The following is a 23,183-nucleotide window of genomic DNA, read 5'->3' as shown; positions in this document are numbered from 1 at the left end:
ACCAATCATCAAAAATTAATCACCAATAACTAATCACAATAATAAAGGGCAGGTATGGACTACGAATTTAAGAAAAACATGCTGGATGGCAGCTATCATGTGGTTTTTTCTATGGGTCATGAAGCCCTCGGCCGCTGGCTGGTGGAAGAAGTGCAGGCTGATGAGGCAAAGATAGCTTTGATCCTGAATCAACTTGGTGCACTAAAGGGCACCACGAGCGAGTGGCGGTTAAGCGGGGAAGAAATGACACTGATCCTGGAAGATAACGAAGCCATAGTTCAGGCTAATTATCTGTTTTTTCAAGATGAAGATCAGCTTGATGAAGACATGAGTCATTATGACGATGAAGCAGTTTCCCTGTGTGGCTTCGAGGATCTTGAACAAGTCTTGCATGCTTGGCGTGCATTTACCCGCGGACGATAAGCGTCAGATCCAGTGTAAATTCCTGCTTTGCTTCTTTTCGGGGAATTAACCGCACCACCATGGTGCGGTTTTTTTATACAATTTTTGTCTTCTCATATTAAGATTTTGTTTATAAAGGGTTTTTAAAGTTGGCACGAAGCTTGTTTATTAACCTGTGTATGTTAGGGATGCACAGGTTTAAGGAGCAAGGTTAATGAAACTCATCAATGCAATAATCAAACCTTTTAAGTTGGATGATGTGCGTGAAGCGCTGGCGGACGTAGGGGTTGAGGGGATGACCGTTTCTGAGGTCAAGGGATTTGGCCGTCAGAAAGGGCACACTGAACTGTATCGTGGTGCGGAATACCAGGTTGATTTCCTGCCTAAGGTCAAGCTGGAAATCGCCACCCAGGCGGAGAACCTGGAAATCATTCTTGAAGCCATCACCAAGGCGGCGCACACAGGCAAAATCGGTGACGGTAAGATTTTTGTTTACGACCTGGATCATGCGGTACGTATCCGTACCGGTGAGACAGATGCAGAAGCATTATAACAACAAGATGTGATAAGAGGACGACAACCATGGAATTATCAACAACGGTGACAGAGCTGCGCTACGCGCTCGACACATTCTTTTTCCTGATCTCAGGTGCCCTGGTCATGTGGATGGCAGCAGGCTTTGCCATGCTGGAAGCAGGCCTGGTGCGTTCAAAAAACACCACAGAAATTTTAACTAAAAACTTTTGTCTGTACGCCATTGCCTGCACCATGTACCTGATTGTGGGTTATAACATCATGTATGTCGATAACGGCGAAGGTGGCTGGCTGCCTTCCTTTGGTACCCTGTTCGGTACTCAGGCTGAAGGGGCTGACCACTCGCTGGAATCAGACTTCTTCTTCCAGGTGGTCTTTGTCGCGACAGCCATGTCTGTGGTTTCAGGGGCTGTTGCTGAACGCATGAAGTTGTGGGCATTTCTGGTATTCTCAGTTGTTCTGACGGCTGTTATCTATCCGGTTGAAGGCTACTGGACATGGGGCGGTGGCTTCCTGTCGGCCGCAGGTTTCAGTGATTTTGCCGGTTCAGGTATTGTGCATATGGCGGGTGCGTCTGCGGCACTGGCTGGTGTGTTGCTTCTTGGAGCCCGTAAAGGCAAATACGGGAAAAATGGAGAAATCCTGCCGATTCCCGGTTCAAACATGCCGCTGGCGACCTTGGGTACTTTTATCCTTTGGTTTGGTTGGTTCGGTTTCAACGGCGGTTCGCAGCTGATGATTTCCGACTTCGAGAATGCGACGGCTGTAGGTAAAATCTTCCTTAACACCAATGCCGCCGCCGCAGCAGGTGCCATCGCCGCACTGGCGGTGTGTAAAACGACCTGGGGTAAAGCCGATCTGACCATGATTCTCAATGGTGCACTGGCGGGCCTGGTGGCTATCACTGCAGATCCGCTGTCTCCATCACCTATGTCTTCAGTCATTATCGGTGTGATTGCCGGTGCACTGGTTGTCTTCAGCATCATCGGTCTGGACAAGCTGAAAATCGATGATCCTGTCGGTGCGATTTCAGTGCACGGTGTGTGCGGTTTCTTCGGCCTGATGGTTGTACCGTTCAGCAACACAGATGCCAGCTTTGGTGCTCAGTTACTGGGGGCTGTCGTCATCTTCGCTTGGGTATTTGGTGCGAGTCTGGCCGTATGGGCCATCCTGAAAGCGACCATGGGGATCCGTGTCAGTGAAGAGGAAGAAATGGCCGGTATGGATTTACATGACTGTGGTATAGATGCTTATCCTGAGTTTGTCAGTGTGAAGTAATTGCTTTAAAGTTGAGCTAATTCACAAAATTATCAAAAACGCTGCCTGATGGCAGCGTTTTTTTGTGTTCGTTTGTTTCAACACATTGTTGGCTGAAGCAGCTACAGTATAATTGAGCGATACTGATAAACGTTATCATTCATTTTTGTATTAAGGGAATGCTCAATGAAAAAACTGTTAGCTTCTGCTGTATTACTGGGATTGTCGGCACCTCAAATGGTTCAGGCTGCCGAAGAAGTCAATGTCTACTCTCTGCGCCAACCGTTTTTGATTGAGCCTATGCTGAAAGAATTTACGGATGAAACCGGCATTAAGGTCAACGTCAAGTTCGCCAAAGATGGCATTGCTGAAAAACTGGCACAGGAAGGCGAATACAGCCCGGCCGATGTGATTCTGACTGTTGACATCAGCCGTCTGGCAGAATTGAGCGATAAAGGCCTGGTTCAGGCGGTTGACAGTGAAGTGATTGACAAGAATGTTCCGGCTCAGTACCGCGATTCTGACGATGAGTGGTTTGCCTTGACGTTACGTACCCGCAGTGTGTACTCATCCAGAGAACGTGTCGGCCGTCTGCCAGCAGGTTTTGATTATCTGGATCTGGCAAAACCTGAGTGGAAAGGCAAAATTTGCACCCGTTCAGGTAAGCACCCTTACAATATTTCCCTGGTTTCTTCGATGATTGCGCATTACGGGGAAGCTGAAACCAAAACCTGGCTTGAAGGTGTGAAGGCGAACCTGGCGCGCAAACCTCAGGGTAACGACCGTGGTCAGGTGAAAGCAGTTAAAGAAGGCCTGTGTGATCTGGCCATTGGTAACAGCTACTACCTGGGCAATATGCTGAGTGATGAAAACCAGAAAGCGTGGGCAGAAGCGGTTTACATTAACTTCCCGGGCCAGCAGGCTAACGGTACCCATGTCAATATCAGCGGGATGGCGATGGCTAAATACGCGCCTAATAAAGCCAATGCTCAGAAGCTGATGGAATTCCTGACATCAGACAAAGCGCAGCATATGTACGCTGAAGTGAACTTTGAATATCCGGTGAAAGCGGGTGTAGAGCGATCTGAGCTGGTGGCATCCTGGGGGGACTTCAGTGCTGATACCCTGCCACTGGAGAAGGTTGCTGAGTATCACAATGCAGCGACCAAATTACTGGATGAAGTACAGTTTGATCTGTAAGTAGAAGAAAAACAGGGGTCGGTAGGCCCCTTTTTCTCTATTGTCTGGTATCTTTGGGGGCGTTTTTTTTCGCGAACCGCTTGGACGCATGTGTTGCCCCCTTGGTGGGCAGGCTATCTCGTGTCAGCTCAAGGATACTAAGTTGTCGGCAATGAAAGACAGATACCCTATTTGGAAAACCAGCGGCTGGACGTTTGGTGTTTTACTGGTTTTGCCCATTTTAGCCATTTTCTATACGGCACTGGGGGAATCAGATCAGGTGTTTGCGCACCTGATGAGCACAGTCATGGGGACCTATACCTTCAACACTCTGGTATTGGTCACCGGTACCGCATTCTTGGCCGCGTTGTTTGGCTTGCCAGCCGCCTGGTTTATGGCCATGTGCCGGCTGCCGGGTGAAAAGTGGCTGCAATGGGCCTTGGTGCTGCCGCTGGCGATGCCGGGCTACATCATCGGCTACATCTACACTGACTGGTTTGACTATGCCGGACCGGTACAAATTCTGCTGCGCGACTGGTTTGGCTGGCAGAGTTATCAGGATTACTGGTTTCCGGATATCCGAACCTTAGGTGGTGCGTGTCTGGTATTGGCTTTAGTGCTTTATCCTTATATCTATCTGCTTGCCCGCACGGCTTTTATGGAACAGAGCGCCAGTTTGCTGCAGTCAGCCCGTTTGCTGCGCTGTTCGCCGCTGGAAAGTTTCCGGCGTATTTCTCTGCCTCTGGCCCGGCCTTCAATCGCGGTCGGCCTGTCTTTGATTGCGATGGAAACCTTGGGCGATTTCGGCACCGTCAGTTACTTCGCTGTCCATTCTCTGACAACTGCGGTGTACGACACCTGGCTGGGCTATTCCAACCTCAACGCAGCGGCAAAAATTTCTGCCATGATGCTGCTGGCCATTTTTTTGCTGATCAGTGCCGAACGATTCAGTCGTCGCCGTCAAAAATTGTTTCAGCAGCACAGTGAGCCGAATGAAGATATCCGTTACCGCTTGTCTGGCTGGAAGAAGTGGCTGGCACTGAGCTGGTGCTGGGGACTGATTGGATTTGCTTTTCTTCTGCCAATCCTTCAACTGCTTTATTATGCCTGGCAGTATTTCGCCGATAGCTGGAATTCGGAGTTCAGGCAGTTCAGCATCAATAGTCTTATTGTCTCGGTGAGTGCTGCTCTGTTGGCGGTTGCTGTTGCACTGCTGGTCAATTTTTATCATCGTCTGGATGGCCGTCGCTCCAGCATCGCACCGATGCGCTTAAGTGTGATGGGCTATGCTGTACCCGGCACAGTGCTGGCAATTGGTGTGATGATCCCGCTGACCACGGCCGATCATTGGCTCAATGATTTGGCTCGATATATGGACTGGGGACGCCCTGGACTCTTTTTCTCCGGCACTGTGTTTGCCATGATTTTTGCTTTTGTGGTGCGCTTTGGTGCGGTTGCCGTGGGCAGTATTGAAAGCAGCCTGGCCAAAATACCGCCGTCGCTGGATATGGCGGCCAAGACCATGGGCTGCGCCCCTATGTCTATGTTGGGCCGTGTGCACTTACCGCTGATCCGGCGGGGCTGTCTGATTGCAGGGCTGTTAGTCTTCATTGAGTCGATGAAGGAGCTGAACGCGGCACTGCTACTGCGGCCATTTAACTTCGAAACTCTGGCAACCTATGTCTTCAATTATGCCTCAGATGAGCAGCTGGAGCTGGCCGCGATGCCGGCTATTCTGCTGGTGCTGGTCGGCTTGGTACCTTTGGTTGTCGTAAACCGTTCACTGGAGCAATCACACTGATGAGTCATGCGTTATCTGTCCATAATCTGACCTGTCGTTATAACGGTCACGCCGTACTGGAAAATCTGTCTCTGGTGGTGGAAGACAATGAAATCATCTGTTTGTTAGGAGCCAGCGGCTGCGGAAAAACGACTCTGCTTAAAGCTATTGCCGGTTTATTGCCGCAAGAGCAGGGTGAGCTGCAGATCAATGGCCGGACAGTCGTGGATAAAGTGAGCTGGGTACCGCCGGAAAACCGCAATATAGGAATGATTTTCCAGGATTATGCGCTGTTTCCCCATCTGACGGTGGCGGAGAATATCGCCTTTGGCCTGCGGGACTGGGAAAAAAACAGTGCGCAAACCAAAGTAGAAGAAATGCTGTCGCTGGTCAGGCTGGAAAACCTTGGTCAGCGTTACCCGCATCAGTTATCCGGGGGGCAACAACAGCGTGTGGCGATTGCGCGGGCCCTGGCGTGCGAGCCCGATCTGATACTACTGGATGAACCGTTTTCGAATATCGATACTCAGGTTCGCCATGGGCTGATCCGGGAAATACGGCGAATATTCAAGGCGCAGGGGGTAACGGCGATCTTTGTGACGCACAGCCGGGAGGAAGCTTTTGCTTTCGCTGACAAACTGGCAGTGATGCACAATGGCGTGATAGAGCAGTTTGGTACTGCAGCTGAGCTATATTATCAACCTTGCAGCCGCTTTGTTGCCGACTTCCTGGGGGCGGGTTCTTATCTGCCGGCCACTATCGGGCAGGATGGATTGCTGACCCCGTTTGGCCGTGTTGATCTGGCAAAAGCCGTGACATTTGGTGAAGGCAGGTATGTTGAGTGGCTTGTCAGGCCTCAGAACCTGAAGCTGACACCGACCGAAGACGGTGAAGGGATTATTCTGGAACAGCAGTTCATGGGTGACAGTTGTCGCTACACGGTAGACTATGAGGGGCACCACTTGATAGTGAATACCCCCATGATCCTGCAAACAGGTCAACGCGTATCCGTAGAGCTGGATTTATACCAGCCCAGGATACTTGCTGCTGCCAGCTAACGGCAGCAGTTATGCCTGCGGGAACATTAGGCTGATGTAAGCGTCGGCCTGTGTTTGCATGCTGTTTTTGTCTGGCTCAATGTTGGCGCGTAAATACAGCACATAACATAAGCCATGAAGCAGCCAGGTCAGATCATAAGACGTGATATCCGTACTTAGCTGACCATCCTGTTTGCCTTGCTCAAAGATATTAGTCAGTTGCTTCAGGTTCGGACGGTTTGCATCAAGAAACTGCGGCCAGGTTTCAGTCCTGACAGAAGTACTCCATTCAAACCATACCTTTAACCAGTCCTGCTGTTCGATAACCGCATCAATCATATAGCCAGTAATGCAGCTAAGGTGACTATGAAGGGTATCGTGTTCTTCTCCCAGGCACAGATTCAGCAGCTCATTAAAATTTTTCTCCACCTGAGACAGAACTTGCTCAACAAGTGCCTCACGGGTAGGAAAATAATTGAAAACCGTTGCCACTGAGACATTGGCCATATCAGCAATGTCGGCGTGTCCAGCTCGTCCGATACCTCGGCGGGCAAAGACTTCCAGCGCACACTTGAGAAGTTGTTGTTTTCGTTTCTCAGGTGAGAGACGCGTCCTCGTTTTTTTAACTATGGTGTCCATGCTACAAATTCCCTAGCCAATCGATTTATATGCACTTTGCTTAATAACTCTACCTCAGCAATGGATTTGGTTCAATCTGATTTATACCCGTTGTGTCATATGGCTCGAATAATTGAAGCAATAACTTTTCTTGTTCAAGGATGGTAGAATAACTTTTTAGTAATCACTGAGACCCATGTGCATGCCAAATGCGCATATGGAGAGATAAATGAAGCATACCATTGAAGTCATGATTTCTGAGCAGGATGTTCAGGCAAGGATTAAAGAGCTCGGAGAGCAGATCACCGCCTATTATCAGGGCTCAGAAAACCTTGTCATGGTGGGATTGCTGCGAGGTTCCTTTGTCTTTATGGCTGACCTGGCCCGTGCGATTGAACTGCCGCACGAAGTGGATTTTATGACGGCTTCCAGTTATGGAAACGCAATGGAAAGCAGCCGTGATGTCCGTATTCTGAAAGATCTGGACGATGAAATCGAAGGCAAAGACGTGCTGCTGGTTGAAGATATTATCGATACCGGCAACACGCTGAATAAGGTCCGGGAAATACTGGCCCTGCGTAATCCGAACTCAATCCGTATCTGTACTTTGCTGGACAAGCCTGAGCGCCGTGAAGTCGCCGTGGATGCCGAGTGGATTGGTTTTGAAATTCCCGATGAATTTGTGGTAGGTGTCGGCATCGATTATGCGCAGAAATACCGCCATCTGCGCTTTATCGGAAAAGTGATCCCGCTGGAAGACTGATTTTTCGGTTTTGCGCTGCGTGATAAAAGAAAAAGCGACCAGATGGTCGCTTTTTCTTTATGGGTTATTCTTGAGGCAAAATTGTTGCCATCGCGCTTTGGTAGGAAACTTCCAGAGACTCCCGGCTTGTAGCGGTAACGCCCAAATCCGTCAGTTTGCCGTCACCAATACCGTACACCCAGCCATGAATTTTCACTTTCTGGCCGCGTTCCCAGGCTTGCTGCATGATGGTCGAGTTACCCAGGTTGTATACTTGCGAAGCGACATTGATTTCGCATAGCTTATCGGCCCAGGCTTCGCGGGGCAGGGTCCCCAGATCGCTGCGGTGCTTAAGATACAGATCGCGAATATGAAGCAGCCAGTTATTGATAAGCCCTAAGGGCGGATTATCAATGGAGGCGGCCACACCGCCGCAGCCATAGTGGCCGCAGATAATGATGTGTTTGACCTTGAGCACATCAACTGCATACTGCACTACAGACAGGCAGTTGAGATCAGTATGAATGACCTGATTAGCCACGTTTCTGTGTACGAAAAGCTCGCCAGAATCCAGGCCCGTCAGGCGTTCTGCCGGAACCCGGCTGTCTGAGCAGCCGATCCAGAGATATTCGGGGTGCTGCGCTTTCGCGAGATGTGAAAAGAACTCCGGGTTTTCTGCTTTAATCTTTTCCGACCAGGAAAAGTTATTTGCAAATAGCTGTTTAATTTCTGCCATGACAACACCTTAGTTTGCTACATTGGGTTGTTTATCTTTGGTCAGGCTTTGGCTGGTATGATGCGCTTGCAAAGCCAAAGATAAACAGGTCATTACTATACACTTGCGAGGCGGCTTGCAAATCCGATTTGTTGATTTTTTTACTCTTTATACCAAATAAAAAAGCGTATTGTATGAATGCATTAGAAATTACTGATTTAAACAAGGTCTATCCAGGGGTTCAGGCCCTTAAGGATATGAGCCTGACAGTCGAAGAAGGGGACTTTTTCGCTCTGCTGGGGCCAAATGGTGCCGGTAAATCGACCACAATCGGTGTGATCAGCTCTCTGGTCAATAAAACCTCCGGTCAGGTGAAAGTGTTTGGCTATGACATCGACAAGCAACTGGTTGAAGCGAAAAATCAGCTCGGTCTGGTGCCTCAGGAGTTTAACTTCAACCAGTTCGAGACTGTCGAGCAGATAGTGATCAATCAGGCCGGTTTTTATGGCGTCCCCAAAGCGCTGGCAAAAGAGCGGGCTAAGAAGTACCTGACACAGCTGGATTTGTGGAATAAGCGTACTGAGCGTGCCCGTAGTTTGTCAGGCGGTATGAAACGGCGTTTGATGATAGCCCGTGCCCTGATGCACGAACCCAGGCTGTTAATTCTTGATGAGCCGACTGCAGGGGTAGATATTGAGCTGCGCCGCTCAATGTGGACTTTCCTGCGCGAAATTAACCGCCAGGGCGTCACTATCATTCTGACTACGCATTATCTGGAAGAAGCCGAAATGCTGTGCCGTAATATCGGCATCATTAATCACGGCGAGCTGATTGAACGCACCAGCATGAAATCTTTGCTGGCCAAGCTGGAGGTCGAAACCTTCATTCTTGATGTTGCCCTTAATGGCAGTAAACCTGAGCTGGAGGGGGTGGCATGGAAAATGCCGGATAACCACACGCTGGAGATCGACATTCACAAGGGGACCGGCCTGAACACTGTGTTCAGCCAGTTGAGTGCCCAGGGGATAGATGTGCTGTCTATGCGTAATAAAGCCAACCGTCTTGAGGAGTTGTTCGTGACGCTTGTTGCTCAGAGTAAAGGAGAGCAGTCTGCATGAGATACCAGTATTGGATTGCTTTTCAAAGTTTAATCAGTAAAGAAGTTAACCGTTTCGCTCGCATCTGGGTACAGACACTGGTACCGCCAGCCATCACCATGACGTTATATTTCATCATTTTCGGCAGCCTGATCGGTAGCCGGATTGGTGAGATGGGCGGTTTTACCTACATGGAATATATAGTGCCCGGCTTGATCATGATGTCAGTGATCACTAACTCATACTCGAATGTGGCGTCATCTTTTTTTAGTGCCAAGTTTCAGCACAATATTGAAGAGTTGCTGGTTGCACCTGTGCCCAACTTTGTCATTATCGCCGGCTATATTGGCGGCGGTGTGTTGCGCGGGCTGGGAGTCGGTGTGATAGTGACGGCTGTGTCGCTGTTGTTTGTTGATTTACAGATAGCGCATCTGGGCGTGATTATTGCCACTGTGATCATGACCTCGATCGTCTTCTCGCTGGGTGGGCTGATCAACGCGGTGTTTGCCAAAACCTTTGATGACATCAGTATTATTCCCACTTTCGTGCTGACGCCTTTGACGTATTTAGGCGGGGTGTTTTATTCCCTCAGCCTGTTGCCTGAGTTCTGGCAGTGGGTGTCAAAGCTCAATCCTATCGTTTATATGGTCAATGCCTTTCGTTATGGCTTCCTCGGGGTATCCGATGTTGGTATAGGTACAGCCTTTAGCGTGCTTATGGCCTTTGTGGTTGCTTTGTATGGCCTGGCCCATTATCTGATATCCAAAGGGATAGGTTTGCGCTCCTGAGTCGATACAGCGGGTTTTAATGCGCAATGAAAAACGCCCAGTTACCGGCAAGTAACTGGGCGTTTTAGTCAGATGCTTATCACAGATGTCTGTCTGGCCTGTTAGTGGCTGGTGTCTGCCGAGACAGAGGCCAGCTCAATGACCTGATTATCAATCAGACGCGCTTTCCCCAGAAAAGCAGACATCAGGATCACCGCCTGCGTGGTCTCTTCGCCGACAACCTGCAGGGTACGGGCATCGCGGATGTAAATTTCATCCGGCTCCAGACCGGCAGCACGCAACTGATCGTTGGCATCCAGTACAACTTCATCAAAGTCACGGCGTCCGCCGCGAATCTGGCTGCTGATCCAGCGCATGGTTTTTGCCAGTACCGGTGCGCGCTGACGCTCATCTACGGTGAGGTATCCATTACGAGAGCTCATTGCCAGGCCATCCATTTCACGCACTGTCGGTACACCGATGATTTCAATCGGCATCGCGAGATCGCTGACCATTTGACGGATCAACGCCAGTTGCTGATAGTCTTTTTCACCAAAGCAGGCCACATCTGGCTGCACAATATTAAACAGCTTGGTCACTATGGTGGAGACGCCACGAAAATGACTTGGGCGCAAAGCCCCTTCCAGCATGTGAGACAGGCCCGGCACTTCGACAAACGTTTGTCGGTCCATGCCATTGGGATAAATGATATCCGGTGTCGGTGTGAAAACCATCTCGACACCTTCGCCATTCAATTTGGCCAGATCCTCTTCCAGCGTACGAGGATAGTTATTCAGGTCGTCAGCTTTATCGAACTGCATTGGGTTAACGAAAATACTGACAATGACGATATCGGCTTGTTCGCGGGCTTTGCGAACCAGAGTCAGGTGCCCCTGATGCAGATTTCCCATGGTCGGAACAAAGGCGATACGGCGGCCTTCACGGCGCCAGGCCCGAACCTGTTCACGAACAGGGGAAATGTCAGCAAAAGTCTGCATGGTGGGTTTTCCTTACTCAAAGGTATGCTCTGGACCCGGGAATGTTCCCGCTTCCACTTCTTTCAGATACTGTGAAACCGCTTTGCGGATATCGCCAGTCTGAGCAAGATAGTTTTTAGAAAAACGCGGCATATAGTTGGCAGAAATGCCTAACATGTCGTGCATGACTAAAATCTGGCCGTCAGTCACGTTACCGGCTCCGATGCCGATAACAGGAATGTCTAATGCCTCTGTAATACGTTTGGCCAGTGAGGCTGGGACACACTCCAGCACGACAATTTGTGCACCTGCATTTTGCAGTGCAATGGCGTCGGCCAGCATCTGGTCAGCGCGTTCTTTGTCGCGTCCCTGAACTTTGTAGCCACCAAAGATATTGACCGACTGCGGTGTCAGGCCCAGATGGGCGCACACAGGTATGGCACGTTCGGTCAATGTTCTAACGGTGTCTGTCAGCCAGCTGCCCCCTTCCAGTTTTACCATGTTGGCGCCGGCACGCATCAGCTTGGCGGCATTGTCACAAGCTTGCTCAGGAGTGCCGTAGGTCATGAACGGCAAGTCTGCCAGAAGCAGGGCATTAGGGCTGCCAGCACGCACACAACGGGTGTGGTAAGCCATTTCATCAATAGTCACCGGCAGGGTATCGGTCTGGCCTTGCAGTACCATACCCAGGGAATCGCCAACCAGCAGGACAGGCACTTCCTGTTGTTCAAACAACTGGGCAAAACTCGCATCATAAGAGGTGAGTGAGGCAAACTTACGACCTTCCTGCTTCCACTTCATCAGGTCGTTAATAGTGATTTTCTTCATTGTTATCTCCCTTCACCCGGGTGTGTCAGGATGACCACACACGCAGGCCGTTACGGTCCACCTCGGGTAGCAGGTCAGTCAGCGCTGTACCGTCAGGCAGGACGAGTTCAGGGGCAATTTCAGCCAGTGGATAAAGCACAAACTCACGGGCTTTCATGCCATAGTGCGGAATAGTTAAACGTTCACAGTGGTGCTGCAAATCGCCATAAAGCAGGATATCCAAATCCAGAGTGCGCGGCCCCCAGCGTTCTGCTTTGCGGACTCTTCCATGCTGCTGTTCAATCTGCTGAGTCAGATCGAGCAGCGCCAGTGGTGTCAGTTCAGTATCAACGGCAACCACAGCATTGATGTAATCGGGCTGGTCCTGCGGCCCCATAGGGGTACTGCAGTACAGCGAGGACTCGGCAATCACGCTCACTTCACTGGCCTGGCGTAATGCTGCCATCGCCTGGTAAGCCTGATTGACCGGATCATTCAAATTGCTGCCGATGGCAATATAGGCACGAATCATGAAGCCGATTTCGCCTGTGGTTTCTTGCGGCGTTGCGGACGACGGCGGCGACGTTGATTACCGCCACCCAGCTCCTGCACCATTTTATTGCGCTCGTCACGTTCAGCAAACTGGAACTTGTGCCACCAGGTCGCCAACTCGGCCACGTCTTTCCCTTCAAACTGGCCACGCATTTCGAGAAAATCGTAGGCGGCCCGGAATTTAGGGTGTTCCAGCATGGCAAAGGCGCGCTTACCGAAACGGCGGCTAAAGCGGTGCTGTTGTTGCCAGATATCGCGCACAGTCGTGGTCAGACGGCGAGGGATGGCAATGTTCTTCACCTGCTCATCCAAAATGTCATTGGCCGCTATCATGAAGGCATCGTAGTCGCTCAGACCGCTGGTGCTGGCAATTTCTTCTGCCCGGACATTCATCGGATACCAGAGCATGGCCGCAAACATGAAGGCCGGATTAACACGCTTACCCTCTGCGATTCTGACGTCAGTGGCGGCCAGAATGTGCTCAAGCATCTTCTCGGTCTGGCTGCTGTGATCTTCGGTAAAATGTTCGGCCAGAATCGGGAACAGCTGCTGGAACAGATTGTATTCGCGCAGCATTTTGTAAGTCTCAAGCCCTTTGCCGGCCTGCAGCAGCTTGAGGCTCTCTTCAAACAGACGTGCGGCGGGAATGTCTTTCAGCAGGGTCGACAGTTCCAGAATCGGGGCTGCAGTGCGGGCTTCAATCTGCATATCCAGTTTGACGGCAAACCGCACGGCACGCAGCATGCGCACCGGATCTTCGCGGTAGCGGGTCTCAGGATCGCCGATCAGACGAACCAGACGGTTTTGCAGATCGACAACACCGTTCGCGTAATCACTGACAGTGAAGTCTTTGATGCTGTAATACAGGGCATTAATAGAGAAGTCACGGCGTTCTGCGTCTTCATCAATGGTGCCGTAGACATTGTCACGCAGCAGCATGCCTTCATGGTTGCGTGAGGCAATGGCTTGCTTACCGGCAGGCATTTTGACTGTGCCTGCATCATGGTGGCCGCGGAAAGTGGCCACTTCAATCACGTCACGGCCAAAGAGTATATGGGCGAGACGGAAGCGACGGCCGATCAGGCGGCAATTGCGAAACAGCGCCTTAATTTCTTCCGGCGTTGCATTGGTCGCAATATCAAAATCTTTGGGTTCTTTGTCCAGCAGCAAATCCCGAACACCGCCGCCGACCAAATAGGCATCAAAACCGGCTTTATTGAGGCGGTAGAGGACCTTCAGCGCATTTTCACTGATGTCTTTGCGGGAGATACCGTGCTCCTGGCGTTGATAAACTTGCAAGCTTGGCTCCTTGTTACCCAGAGCTTTTTGCTCTCGGGTCAATACTTTACGGCAAAAGCTGGCGACTCGACTAAAGATAACACACCTCGTAATTGTGATAAGGCCGGACTGAACAGCCGCATATCATATACCCAAGTCACCTCAAGATGCTAGGTTCAGCGTGATCGCTGTTGTTGGCGGCAGGTTCGCGACATCCCAATGCGCGATCCCCCAACGGAGAATGTCGTCGCGATCGGCGTCCTGCAATTCTGTCGGCGGACTCATCCCGAGAAACCTCATAGCCTGCCACAGTTGCGGCCCAGGACGACGCGTGTCGATAGCCGGCGCGTGATTTTGTTTAGACAGTTTATTGCCGTTTTCCGTGACGGCAAGCGGCAGATGTAAATAGCTCACCTCGGGTTGTCCAAGCCGGTGATACAGGCCGATCTGGCGTCCTGTCGGTTCAATGAGATCGGCTCCCCTGACCACCTCAGTGACACCTTGCGCGATATCATCCAGCACAACCGCCAGGTTGTAGGCATACAGACCGTCGCGGCGGCGGATGATGAAATCTTCGCTGGCCAGCGCCTGTGGTATTGCGATCCAGCCGTGCAGCTGGTCATGGAACCCTGTAATGGCCTGGTCGACTTTCAACCTTACCGCACTGTGAGTGCTATCCAGACCGGCATTGCGGCAAGTGCCGGGATAAAAGCCGCCGGCTTCCTTGATCGCTTTGCGGCTGCATCGGCAATAATAGGCATCGCCCTGAGCCAGCCAGTGTTCAATCTGAGCCTGATAAAGGGCGTGACGCTGACTTTGGTAAATAACACTGCCATCCCAGGTCATGCCAAAGGCGTCCAAAGTGCGCAGTATGTCGTCTGCGGCACCGGGCATTTCGCGCGGGGGATCCAGGTCTTCGATTCTGACCAGCCAACGACCTTGCCGGGATCGCGCCTGCAAATAGCTGCCCAATGCCGCCACCAGTGAGCCGAAGTGCAGCGGACCGGAAGGTGAGGGGGCGAATCGTCCAGTATACGAAGGTAATCTTGTCATGGTGTTGGATAGCAGGCAGTCAATAACAATAAAAAAGGGAGCCTTGGCTCCCTTTTGTCAGATTACGTTTACAAAGGGCAGTTTAGCCAGCCATTTGTTTTTCTTTGATCTCTGCCAGTGTCTTACAGTCGATACACAGGTCGGCTGTCGGACGGGCTTCCAGGCGGCGAATACCAATTTCCACGCCACATGAATCACAGAAACCAAAATCGTCATCTTCGATACGTTGCAGCGTTTTTTCGATTTTCTTGATCAGTTTACGCTCACGATCTCGGTTACGCAGTTCCAGGCTGAATTCTTCTTCCTGCGCTGCACGGTCAACCGGGTCCGGAAAGTTAGCCGCTTCGTCCTGCATATGGTTAACGGTACGGTCAACTTCTTCACGCAATTGGTTGCGCCAGGCTCCGAGAATTTTGCGGAAGTGCTCTAGCTGCGCTTCACCCATATATTCTTCGCCGGCTTTTTCCTGATACGGGTCAACCCCAGCAATAGCCAGGATGCCTAACGATTTTTTAACCTTGCTCTCTGGCATATAGCATCTCCTAACATATACCGAATAACCGTCACTGGTTAATTTTGGCGGGTATCTATAGCAGAAAGGATATAACGTGGCAATTACTGCATATCTTCAATTTTATACCATTGTGAAGAAAGCATCATTTTTCCGCGTTACTGAGCAAATTCTATCCGCTGGCTCAAAGTCAGAGCCGTCGGGCTGATTTCTGCACGGTAACAGAGGACTTCCACCCCTGCTTTTTCTGCCTGTTCCAGTAACTCATCATAGACCGGGTCTATATGGTGCGCCGCGGCGACATTTTCAATCCCGGAATGCAGGACGGCGAAAAATAACACAGCGCGCTGACCCGTGGCTGCAACGTCTGCCAGCTCCCTTAAATGCTTTTGTCCTCGGGTGGTAACAGCATCCGGAAAATACCCGCGGCCATTATCTTCCAGCAAAGTGACGCTTTTAACTTCAATGAAGCAGGACGGCAGTAAGGGATCATCCAGAACAATATCTACCCGGCTGTTTTCAGTACCATACTTCACTTCTGTGCGCAATGAAGCATAGCCGGATAATTCCGGAATGTGGTTATTTTTGAGTGCTTCGACCACAATTTGATTCGCTCTGGCGGTATTAATGCAAATCCAGTGTCCGTCCTCTGTTTGTGTTAATTCCCAGCTGTGGGCGTATTTCCGCTTAGGATTGTCCGAAGTGGAATACCAGATAGTGGAACCGGGTTCGGCGCACCCTGTCATGGCACCCGTATTGGCACAGTGAATGGTCGTGACGGTGCCGTCGGGCAACGCGATATCGGCCAGAAAGCGTTTATAACGTTTAATGAGAGTGGCTGGCTGCAGGGAGGGTGTGTAAGTCATTCGCTGTCCTGTACGGCGATCTCTGGTTGAATAAGTGGCCACTGGTTCGCGAGCCGGTAACGGACGCCTGGCCCGTTGGTTTCAGAAATATACAGACCAAAGCGCTGAAAGTGAAAAAGAAAATCCGGTTGTTCGTCAGGAAGGACTGGGCGCTGGCGCAGGTTCTTCCTGAGCGTGATGTGCGGAGTGTAGCGCCGGGTGTCTTGTCTGAGCCCGAGCGCCTGGGCGAGCCCATTGAGCTGAGTGGCGAGCAGCTCTAAAGGCTCGGGACAGGTATCGCTGCCCAGCCAGAGTACCCGGCTGCGTTTCCAGTAACGCAGCAGATTGAAATGCATTGAGAACGCCGGGATGGCGAGCTGGCTGACATCCCTGATGAGCTGGCTGGCTTGCTTATCGGTGATCTGTCCGAGGAAAGCCAGCGTCATATGCAGGTTGGCATCCGGTACGGTACGCCCTTTACCGGGTATCGCATCCTTCAACTGACACAGGCGTTGGTACGGTGCCTGATTAGCTGCTGGTGGTTCCGTCAGCGGCAGGGCAAAAAACATGCGGCGGCTGTCTGGTGGGGGTGGAAAATCGGGTTGTCCGGAGTGATGTGTCATAGTGATCTCCTGCCGGTTGGATGGCACCGTTACCCTTGTTTGAGTACAATACATCCGATTTTTCTGAACATTCTGTGTGGCCTGAAACACAGGTTCCTCCTTAGAAGATGACATAAGGTAAAGATATTGTCACAACTCCCCATTGATGCGGTGCTGCCTGATTTGCATCAGGCGCTTGAGCGCAGTGCACAGATGATTCTCAAGGCGCCGCCAGGTACGGGTAAATCCACCCGGTTGCCGCTGTCACTGTTGGCGGCGGGCTCTGTGGCCGGAAAAATTGTCATGCTGGAGCCGCGCCGACTGGCGGCCCGTAACATTGCATCCTATCTGGCGGCTCAGCTGGGCGAGACAGTCGGACAGACCATAGGTCTCAGGGTGCGGGGCGAAACACGGGTCAGTGATAGCACCAGACTGGAGATAGTGACGGAAGGGGTAATGAACCGGATGTTGCAGCAAGATCCTGAACTATCCGGCATAGAACTGCTGATTTTCGACGAGTTTCATGAACGAAGCCTGCATGCCGATACGGCGTTAGCACTGGCGCTGGAAGTGCAGGAGGCTTTACGTGACGATCTGAAATTACTGGTGATGTCAGCCACCCTGGATCATCAGGCTTTGCAGTCGTTACTGCCCGATGCTGACTATCTGGTATCAGAAGGCCGCAGCTATCAGGTGGATTACAGATACCAGAGTCAGGGGACCAGCGCCCAGCAGGGCAATGGCGTTTCGATTGAATGGACCGGGCGCGAAATCCTCAGGCTGATGGCAGCCGAAGCGGGTTCAGTACTGGTCTTTCTGCCCGGCGCCGGAGAGATCCGCCGGTTGGCCGAGTGGCTGCAAACGGCCGTCAGCCCGGATGTTATGATTGCGCCACTGTACGGACAAATGGACAGTAAAGCCCAGCAGCAGGCGATACAGCCTGCCGTCAAGGGGAAACGGAAAATTGTATTGGCCACCAATATTGCGGAAACCAGTCTGACCATTGAAGGTATCCGTTTGGTGGTGGACTGTGGTTTAGAGCGTATTGCCCGCTGGGACGCCAAGACCGGTATCAGCCGTCTGGAATTAGTGCGTATTGCCCGCTCATCGGCGGAACAGCGAGCCGGACGTGCCGGGCGGCTGGCGCCTGGCATCTGTTTGCGGTTGTACAGTGAAGAGTTACTGGCCCGGCAGCCCGCGGTACCTGAGCCGGAAATCCTGCGTGCCGATCTGAGCCATCTGGCGATGGAACTGGCCCAGTGGGGTTGTGTGTCAGCCAGTGAGCTGCGCTGGCTGGATGTACCGCCTGAGGGGGCGCTGCAGCAGGCTCAGGCGCTATTGGTCGCGCTGGGCGCAATGGACTCTCGTCACCAGCTCACCGGCAAAGGCAAGGCCATCCAGCAACTGGGTACTGAGCCCCGGCTGGCCGCCATTCTGGCGCATGCCAGATCGCTGGAGGTGAACGCGCGCATGACTGCCGCCATGCTGGTGGCGCTGTTAGAAGAGCCGGCCAGAGGGATGAGTAATCCCGATTTGGCGTTCCAGCTGCATTTGCTGGAATCGGGCCAGCTACCTCGCAGTGCTTACTACAGGCAGCGAGCCAGACAGCACTTGTCTAAACTCGGGGTGGCGGAGCAACAGATCCGGGGAGAATGGCGGACAGACAGCCGCTGGCTGCCTGTTTTGATGGCGGCGGGCTTTCCCGATCGCGTTGCCATCTCGCGGGGGCAGAGCGGTCGCTTTCAGCTGGCGAACGGGCAGGGCGTGGTGATAGAAGATGACCATCCTCTGGCGGGTGAGCCTGCTCTGGTGGTGGCTGATGTAGTGAAAACCAGGCAGGGCGACAGCCGGGTATTTTCAGCCGTAGCGGCCGATATGGGGCAGTTGCAGCAGGCGATGCCGCAATTGTTCAGTGAAAGAGAATGGCTCGACTGGGATGATAAAAAAGGGCGCCTGGTCGCTGAAAAGCAATATTGTTGCGGCAAGCTGATCATTAAACGTATTGCGCTGGCTGAGCCTGATCCGGCCCGCGCCGGCGAAGCCTTGCTCAATGCTATTCGCCGTCAGGGGCTGGGTGTACTGCCCTGGAATACGCGCAGCGAAGGCCTGCTGACTCGTGCCCGGTGTGCCGTAAACTGGTTACCTGAGATGGCATTGCCGGGTATGGATGAAGAGAGTTTGTTGCTGGCTCTGGAAGACTGGCTGCTGCCTTTCATGACAGGGATCCATAGCATGAAAGCGCTGGTGAAACTGGACCTGAGCGCCGCTCTGGAAGCGTATATTGGCTGGGAGCAGACTCAAGCCCTGGATGCAGCGCTGCCGACCCATTATCAGGTGCCGACCGGATCACGCTACCCGATACGGTATCAGCCCGGTCAGGCCCCTGTGCTGGCGGTGCGCATGCAGGAAATGTTCGGCGAGCAGGTCTCACCCAGAATTGCCCGGGGAAAGGTGGCGTTGGTCCTTGAGCTGCTTTCCCCGGCTCAGCGGCCGTTGCAGATCACCTCAGATCTGGCCGCATTCTGGCAAGGTGCCTACAAAGAAGTACAAAAAGAAATGAAGGGCCGTTACCCTAAGCATGTTTGGCCTGATGATCCTGCCAATCATGCCCCGACACGAAAAACCAAGAAATATATGTAGTCGGCCAGCATGTGCTGCGCTGAAACTGACAGCCTGATAGCTAAGCTAAGACATCATGATGATCCAAGAGTCCAAGCATCGCCTGGCCGCGCCCAAAAAGCCAACGGGAAAACAGCCAAGAGCCACCAGGAAAACCGCTCCTGCCAGCAAAAAAGCCAAAACCCAGCCGCGCAAAAAAGCGGCCCAGACACGATCCGGGCGCACCCCGCCGACCAGCCGCCTCGCCCGCATAGGGCGTTGGGTACTGTTCTCCGGCCTTAAGCTGGGGCTGGCGGTTCTGGCCGTGGTGGTGGTGATGGGTATCTATCTGGACACGCTGGTGCGGGACAAATTTGAAGGCCAGCTCTGGGACTTACCCGCCGTTGTGTACGGCAGGGTACTGGATCTGCAGCCCGGTCAGGCGATCACTCTGAGTGAAGTGAAGCGTGAACTGGACGCTTTGCAGTATCACAAAGTTCGTACCCCGCAGCGAGCCGGGGAATATTCAGCCTCGTCGACCCGCATTGAGTTGGTGCGCCGTCCGTTTGAGTTTGATGACGGGTATGAAAGCCAGCGCCACGTGATGCTGACATTTAGTGACAGCGGCCTGAGCCGGATTGACGATCTCGGGCGGGAAAAGGCGCTGGGTTATCTTCGTGTCGAACCCAAAATGCTGGGGATGTTGGGCACCAAAGAAGGGGAGCAGCGGATTTTCACGCCAAGAGAAGAGTTTCCTGAAGTGCTGATTGATGCGCTGCTGGCGACTGAAGATCGGGATTTCTATCACCACGGCGGGGTGTCGCCACTGGCCATATTGCGTGCGGCGCTGGTAAACCTCAAAGCCGGGCGAACCGTGCAGGGCGGCAGCACGTTGACTCAGCAACTGGCAAAAAATATCTTTCTGACCCGCGAACGCTCGCTGTGGCGCAAGATCCAGGAAGCCTATATCGCCATCATTATCGATTACCGCTACAGCAAAGACCGTATTCTGGAAGCCTATCTGAACGAAGTGTATCTCGGCCAGAGCGGCAGCCGGGAAATTCATGGCTTTGGCCTGGGCGCGCGCTTGTATTTTGGCCGGCCTTTGCAGGAGCTGCGCATAGATCAGCTGGCCATGCTGGTGGGCATGGTCAAAGGCCCGTCGTATTACAACCCATGGCGGCATACCGAGCGCGCCAGAGACAGGCGGGATCTGGTGCTCAGACTGATGCTGGATCAAAATATCCTGACCGGTGCTGAATATGAGCAGGCTGCGTCTCGAAAACTGGATGTCCAAAAGCAGCCAGTGATCGCCAGTCGGCAGCCTGCGTATTTCCAGCTGCTGCAGCGGGAGCTGAAAGAGAAAGTCGGTAACCGTTTCACGCCGGGTGTCGGTTTGCGGATTTTCAGTACTCTGGATCCAGTGTCTCAGCAAGAAGCAGAAAACGCTGTCGCTCAGTGGATCCCGGTACTGGAGAAAAAAGCCGGGAGTCCGATTGAAACCGCTATGGTGGCAGTGGACCGACACAGTGGTGAGATCCGGGCCATGATAGGTGGCAGCCGCCCTGGCTATGCCGGATTTAACCGGGCACTCGACAGTCGCCGGCAGATTGGTTCGCTGGTGAAACCAGCCGTTTATCTGAGCGCTCTGCGCCAGCCTGAGAAGTTCAGTCTGGCAACGACACTGGACGACAAGCCGATTTTGCTCAAAGGCAATCAGGGCAGCGAATGGCGCCCGCAAAACTATGATCGTAAATACCGCGGCCAGGTACCTTTGTATGATGCCTTATCACGTTCGCTGAATGTCCCTACGGTGAATTTGGGCCTGCAGGTCGGGCTGGATAATGTGATAGCCACGCTCGCTGATCTTGGCGTCGCCCAAGAAGCCGTGCCACGCCTGCCTTCTATTTTGCTGGGGGCATTTACCTTGTCGCCGTTTGACGTCAGCCAGATGTACCAGAGCCTGACCAGCGGAGGACGCCGTGCCGACCAGACAGCCTTGCGTGCTGTGGTCGACCGTCAGGGCAAAGTGCTTTACCGTCATCTGCCTTCCGGCCGTCAGGTGGTACCCGAACAAGCGGCCTGGCTGACAACTTATGCGATGAAACGGGTTGTCACTCAGGGAACAGGACGTTATCTGCAACCCAGATTTGGCTGGGCCGCTCTGGCCGGCAAAACAGGTACCACAGATGATACCCGCGACAGCTGGTTTGTCGGGGCGGACGGCAGGGAAGTGGTAACTGTGTGGATTGGCCGGGATGACAATAAACCGGTGAAACTGACCGGAGCCAGCGGCGCTCTTCGCCTCTACAGCGGCTATCTGGAGCGCCGTCAGCCTGAGCGATTGCAGCTTAGCTGGCCGCAGAAACTCAGTACGCTCAAGTATCACAGGTTGCAAAACGGTGCGCTGGGCCTGGATTGCCAGGGCGAGCAGTCGCTGCCGGCCTGGGATCCGACGGGTTCGCTGTCCGCACATTGCCGGGAGGGTAAACCTGACGGCTGGATCAAAGACATGTTCAGCTGGTAAAGCGCACCAGCGATAGGGCTGAATTGTCAGCCCTTATCCGTTTTCCTGCTCGAAGTAGTAAGAAATACGGGCTCTGGGATTGAGGTACTGACGTATAGGTTCGGGCAGTTTTTGCGGATGCAGTGCCCGTTCTATCGTTAGCTCACTTTGTTCGAGATCAAGCACAGGTGCTTCATTGGACGGCACGCTCGGATCGTAAATCAAAATATTGGGGTAAAGCAGTCGTTTTGCATTGACGGAAATGACCATGCCGACCTGCTGATTGGAAAGCTGCACGACACTGCCCGGCGGATAGACGCCCATCATACGTACCATTAACGCGATAAATTCCTCACTGTATTGCCCTTTCTTGTGTTTAAACAGGTAGGAAAGTGCGCTGTAGGGGATTTTGGCTTTGCCGGGATCCATAGGGTGGCACAAGTTGTCGTAAGCGTTAACAACAGCGACCAATTGTGCAAAGCGATTTATCTGGTGGCCCTGCAGGCCCAGTGGATAACCACTGCCGTCCATCAGTTCATGGTGCTGACTGAGAATGGGTTTGGCAGCCTCCGGGAAGTTTTCGCCCAGCTCTGCCAGTTCAAGACTGTATTTCGGGTGCAGCTTGAGGAAATTGGCTTCTGGTTCGGTCAGAGGGGTTATTTTGCGCAGAATATGTGTGGGTATTTTTTGTTTCCCTATGTCGTGAAACAGGGCACCAAGCGCAATGGTTTTGATATCGCTGGCTGACATGCCGTTGGATTTGGCCAGCAACATGGAAAGTACGGCCACATTCAGCGAATGGTAGTAAATATCTTCCGATTCTTTCGCATCGCTCATCAGGTGCAGTACCAGATTGTCGTTATCCAGTAAGGCTGTCACCATGTCGTTGACCAGCTCTTCTGCATCGGCAAATGCCGTCACCGGACGGTTTTTTATTTTTTGTGAAATAGCACGTAACTTGGACAAAGAGCGCTGAAAGCTCTTCTCACAGCGGTTGAGGCTGCGTTTGTAATTCTTCAGATGCTCAATGCGTCGTTGCTTTTCTTTCCACAACTTATCGGTTTGTTTATTGATAAAGCGGGCTTCTTGTTCCGAGATGACATCCTGCTCGGTATTGAGCGAATTTTCCGGCAGAGGGTGGGTGTCGCTTTTATCCGGATAGAGAATAACAAATTTAAGCCCGAGGTTTTTTATCAGACGGATCTGCTGGTTATCCTTAATTTTGAAATGATTAAGCATGAACGGATGTTCCGTCCACTGTAACGGCAGTTTGATATACAGACCTGGAGTTAAACACTCTGTAGGGAGTTCTATGCTTGTCATTAC

22 protein-coding genes are annotated in these 23,183 nt (G+C 52.3%); 11 read left to right on the top strand and 11 right to left on the bottom strand.

Annotated features, from left to right (window positions below; genetic code table 11):
- The first annotated feature begins 54 nt into the window (after positions 1-54).
- From D6M16_RS18505 to D6M16_RS18480, 6 genes are all read left to right on the top strand, one after another.
- Entirely contained in the window at positions 55-423 is a 369-nt protein-coding gene (locus tag D6M16_RS18505; RefSeq protein ID WP_120513355.1) for a YacL family protein, read from the top strand.
- A 193-nt stretch (positions 424-616) separates the two neighbouring features.
- Entirely contained in the window at positions 617-955 is a 339-nt protein-coding gene (locus D6M16_RS18500) for a P-II family nitrogen regulator (RefSeq protein ID WP_120513354.1), read from the top strand.
- A 29-nt stretch (positions 956-984) separates the two neighbouring features.
- Entirely contained in the window at positions 985-2,214 is a 1,230-nt protein-coding gene (locus tag D6M16_RS18495; RefSeq protein WP_120513353.1) for an ammonium transporter, read from the top strand.
- Between the two features lie 165 nt (positions 2,215-2,379).
- Positions 2,380-3,393, top strand: a complete 1,014-nt coding sequence (locus tag D6M16_RS18490) for a Fe(3+) ABC transporter substrate-binding protein (protein ID WP_120513352.1) — start codon at positions 2,380-2,382, stop codon at positions 3,391-3,393.
- A 151-nt stretch (positions 3,394-3,544) separates the two neighbouring features.
- The gene (locus D6M16_RS18485; RefSeq protein ID WP_120513351.1) at positions 3,545-5,173 is read left to right on the top strand and encodes an ABC transporter permease; all 1,629 of its coding nucleotides are present in this window, start codon (positions 3,545-3,547) and stop codon (positions 5,171-5,173) included.
- Complete coding sequence (locus D6M16_RS18480; RefSeq protein WP_120513350.1) at positions 5,173-6,210, top strand: ABC transporter ATP-binding protein; 1,038 nt, start codon at positions 5,173-5,175, stop codon at positions 6,208-6,210. The genes D6M16_RS18485 and D6M16_RS18480 overlap by 1 nt, the downstream gene beginning before the upstream one ends.
- A gap of 9 nt (positions 6,211-6,219) precedes the next feature.
- On the opposite strand, the gene D6M16_RS18475 is transcribed toward D6M16_RS18480, so the two are convergent.
- On the bottom strand, positions 6,220-6,828 hold the full coding sequence (locus D6M16_RS18475) for a TetR/AcrR family transcriptional regulator (RefSeq protein ID WP_120513349.1): 609 nt from the start codon (positions 6,826-6,828) through the stop codon (positions 6,220-6,222).
- Between the two features lie 208 nt (positions 6,829-7,036).
- Between D6M16_RS18475 and hpt the strand changes: the two genes are divergently transcribed.
- Positions 7,037-7,570 carry a hypoxanthine phosphoribosyltransferase gene (gene hpt / locus D6M16_RS18470; protein ID WP_027253643.1) on the top strand — a complete coding sequence of 178 codons (534 nt, stop codon included), beginning with the start codon at positions 7,037-7,039 and terminating at the stop codon, positions 7,568-7,570.
- Between the two features lie 64 nt (positions 7,571-7,634).
- On the opposite strand, the gene can is transcribed toward hpt, so the two are convergent.
- On the bottom strand, positions 7,635-8,285 hold the full coding sequence (gene can / locus D6M16_RS18465; RefSeq protein WP_120513348.1) for a carbonate dehydratase: 651 nt from the start codon (positions 8,283-8,285) through the stop codon (positions 7,635-7,637).
- A 173-nt stretch (positions 8,286-8,458) separates the two neighbouring features.
- On the opposite strand from can, the gene D6M16_RS18460 reads away from it, so the two are divergent.
- Together D6M16_RS18460 and D6M16_RS18455 are read left to right on the top strand one after the other, a co-directional pair.
- Positions 8,459-9,382, top strand: a complete 924-nt coding sequence (locus D6M16_RS18460) for an ABC transporter ATP-binding protein (protein ID WP_120513347.1) — start codon at positions 8,459-8,461, stop codon at positions 9,380-9,382.
- On the top strand, positions 9,379-10,149 hold the full coding sequence (locus tag D6M16_RS18455; RefSeq protein WP_120513346.1) for an ABC transporter permease: 771 nt from the start codon (positions 9,379-9,381) through the stop codon (positions 10,147-10,149). The genes D6M16_RS18460 and D6M16_RS18455 overlap by 4 nt, the downstream gene beginning before the upstream one ends.
- Positions 10,150-10,250: 101 nt before the next feature.
- Here D6M16_RS18455 and panC read toward each other — a convergent pair whose 3' ends face one another.
- The 8 genes from panC to thpR form a co-directional block, all read right to left on the bottom strand.
- Complete coding sequence (gene panC / locus D6M16_RS18450; RefSeq protein WP_120513345.1) at positions 10,251-11,126, bottom strand: pantoate--beta-alanine ligase; 876 nt, start codon at positions 11,124-11,126, stop codon at positions 10,251-10,253.
- A 12-nt stretch (positions 11,127-11,138) separates the two neighbouring features.
- Positions 11,139-11,933 (bottom strand): 3-methyl-2-oxobutanoate hydroxymethyltransferase, encoded by a 795-nt coding sequence (gene panB, locus D6M16_RS18445; RefSeq protein WP_120513344.1) that lies wholly within the window; start codon positions 11,931-11,933, stop codon positions 11,139-11,141.
- A gap of 25 nt (positions 11,934-11,958) precedes the next feature.
- The gene (gene folK / locus D6M16_RS18440) at positions 11,959-12,444 is read right to left on the bottom strand and encodes a 2-amino-4-hydroxy-6-hydroxymethyldihydropteridine diphosphokinase (RefSeq protein ID WP_120513343.1); all 486 of its coding nucleotides are present in this window, start codon (positions 12,442-12,444) and stop codon (positions 11,959-11,961) included.
- The gene (gene pcnB, locus D6M16_RS18435; protein WP_205576945.1) at positions 12,441-13,805 is read right to left on the bottom strand and encodes a polynucleotide adenylyltransferase PcnB; all 1,365 of its coding nucleotides are present in this window, start codon (positions 13,803-13,805) and stop codon (positions 12,441-12,443) included. Before pcnB ends, folK begins: the two co-directional genes overlap by 4 nt.
- Before the next feature lie 99 nt (positions 13,806-13,904).
- A complete protein-coding gene (gluQRS, locus tag D6M16_RS18430; protein WP_120513341.1) occupies positions 13,905-14,795 on the bottom strand; it encodes a tRNA glutamyl-Q(34) synthetase GluQRS in 891 nt (296 codons plus the stop codon).
- Between the two features lie 82 nt (positions 14,796-14,877).
- Positions 14,878-15,327 carry an RNA polymerase-binding protein DksA gene (gene dksA, locus D6M16_RS18425; RefSeq protein WP_027253634.1) on the bottom strand — a complete coding sequence of 150 codons (450 nt, stop codon included), beginning with the start codon at positions 15,325-15,327 and terminating at the stop codon, positions 14,878-14,880.
- Positions 15,328-15,464: 137 nt separating this feature from the next.
- The gene (sfsA, locus tag D6M16_RS18420) at positions 15,465-16,172 is read right to left on the bottom strand and encodes a DNA/RNA nuclease SfsA (protein WP_120513340.1); all 708 of its coding nucleotides are present in this window, start codon (positions 16,170-16,172) and stop codon (positions 15,465-15,467) included.
- Positions 16,169-16,774, bottom strand: coding sequence for an RNA 2',3'-cyclic phosphodiesterase (thpR, locus tag D6M16_RS18415; RefSeq protein WP_162941108.1), 606 nt, complete (start codon positions 16,772-16,774; stop codon positions 16,169-16,171). The genes sfsA and thpR overlap by 4 nt, the downstream gene beginning before the upstream one ends.
- A 126-nt stretch (positions 16,775-16,900) precedes the next feature.
- Here thpR and hrpB point away from each other — a divergent pair, with 126 nt between their 5' ends.
- Together hrpB and mrcB are read left to right on the top strand one after the other, a co-directional pair.
- The gene (gene hrpB, locus D6M16_RS18410; protein ID WP_120513338.1) at positions 16,901-19,393 is read left to right on the top strand and encodes an ATP-dependent helicase HrpB; all 2,493 of its coding nucleotides are present in this window, start codon (positions 16,901-16,903) and stop codon (positions 19,391-19,393) included.
- Between the two features lie 58 nt (positions 19,394-19,451).
- Complete coding sequence (mrcB, locus tag D6M16_RS18405; RefSeq protein ID WP_120513503.1) at positions 19,452-21,878, top strand: penicillin-binding protein 1B; 2,427 nt, start codon at positions 19,452-19,454, stop codon at positions 21,876-21,878.
- 33 nt (positions 21,879-21,911) lie between these two features.
- Here the strand turns inward: mrcB and D6M16_RS18400 are convergent, their stop codons facing one another.
- Positions 21,912-23,180: a cyclic di-GMP phosphodiesterase gene (locus D6M16_RS18400; protein WP_120513337.1), complete on the bottom strand. Its 1,269-nt coding sequence runs from the start codon at positions 23,178-23,180 to the stop codon at positions 21,912-21,914.
- Positions 23,181-23,183 lie beyond the last annotated feature (3 nt).

This window comes from Photobacterium salinisoli, assembly GCF_003614885.1.
GTDB classification, from domain to species: domain Bacteria; phylum Pseudomonadota; class Gammaproteobacteria; order Enterobacterales; family Vibrionaceae; genus Photobacterium; species Photobacterium salinisoli.
This window is presented reverse-complemented; position numbering and strand designations above follow the sequence as displayed.

Excerpts from the sequence above, each read along its gene's own strand:
- D6M16_RS18505 (WP_120513355.1), top strand. The coding sequence starts at position 55 with ATGGACTACGAATTTAAGAAAAACATGCTGGATGGCAGCTATCATGTG.
- D6M16_RS18500 (WP_120513354.1), top strand. The coding sequence starts at position 617 with ATGAAACTCATCAATGCAATAATCAAACCTTTTAAGTTGGATGATGTG.
- D6M16_RS18495 (WP_120513353.1), top strand. The coding sequence starts at position 985 with ATGGAATTATCAACAACGGTGACAGAGCTGCGCTACGCGCTCGACACA.
- D6M16_RS18490 (WP_120513352.1), top strand. The coding sequence starts at position 2,380 with ATGAAAAAACTGTTAGCTTCTGCTGTATTACTGGGATTGTCGGCACCT.
- D6M16_RS18485 (WP_120513351.1), top strand. The coding sequence starts at position 3,545 with ATGAAAGACAGATACCCTATTTGGAAAACCAGCGGCTGGACGTTTGGT.
- D6M16_RS18480 (WP_120513350.1), top strand. The coding sequence starts at position 5,173 with ATGAGTCATGCGTTATCTGTCCATAATCTGACCTGTCGTTATAACGGT.
- D6M16_RS18475 (WP_120513349.1), bottom strand. The coding sequence starts at position 6,828 with ATGGACACCATAGTTAAAAAAACGAGGACGCGTCTCTCACCTGAGAAA.
- hpt (WP_027253643.1), top strand. The coding sequence starts at position 7,037 with ATGAAGCATACCATTGAAGTCATGATTTCTGAGCAGGATGTTCAGGCA.
- can (WP_120513348.1), bottom strand. The coding sequence starts at position 8,285 with ATGGCAGAAATTAAACAGCTATTTGCAAATAACTTTTCCTGGTCGGAA.
- D6M16_RS18460 (WP_120513347.1), top strand. The coding sequence starts at position 8,459 with ATGAATGCATTAGAAATTACTGATTTAAACAAGGTCTATCCAGGGGTT.
- D6M16_RS18455 (WP_120513346.1), top strand. The coding sequence starts at position 9,379 with ATGAGATACCAGTATTGGATTGCTTTTCAAAGTTTAATCAGTAAAGAA.
- panC (WP_120513345.1), bottom strand. The coding sequence starts at position 11,126 with ATGCAGACTTTTGCTGACATTTCCCCTGTTCGTGAACAGGTTCGGGCC.
- panB (WP_120513344.1), bottom strand. The coding sequence starts at position 11,933 with ATGAAGAAAATCACTATTAACGACCTGATGAAGTGGAAGCAGGAAGGT.
- folK (WP_120513343.1), bottom strand. The coding sequence starts at position 12,444 with ATGATTCGTGCCTATATTGCCATCGGCAGCAATTTGAATGATCCGGTC.
- gluQRS (WP_120513341.1), bottom strand. The coding sequence starts at position 14,795 with ATGACAAGATTACCTTCGTATACTGGACGATTCGCCCCCTCACCTTCC.
- dksA (WP_027253634.1), bottom strand. The coding sequence starts at position 15,327 with ATGCCAGAGAGCAAGGTTAAAAAATCGTTAGGCATCCTGGCTATTGCT.
- sfsA (WP_120513340.1), bottom strand. The coding sequence starts at position 16,172 with ATGACTTACACACCCTCCCTGCAGCCAGCCACTCTCATTAAACGTTAT.
- thpR (WP_162941108.1), bottom strand. The coding sequence starts at position 16,774 with ATGACACATCACTCCGGACAACCCGATTTTCCACCCCCACCAGACAGC.
- mrcB (WP_120513503.1), top strand. The coding sequence starts at position 19,452 with ATGATCCAAGAGTCCAAGCATCGCCTGGCCGCGCCCAAAAAGCCAACG.
- D6M16_RS18400 (WP_120513337.1), bottom strand. The coding sequence starts at position 23,180 with ATGACAAGCATAGAACTCCCTACAGAGTGTTTAACTCCAGGTCTGTAT.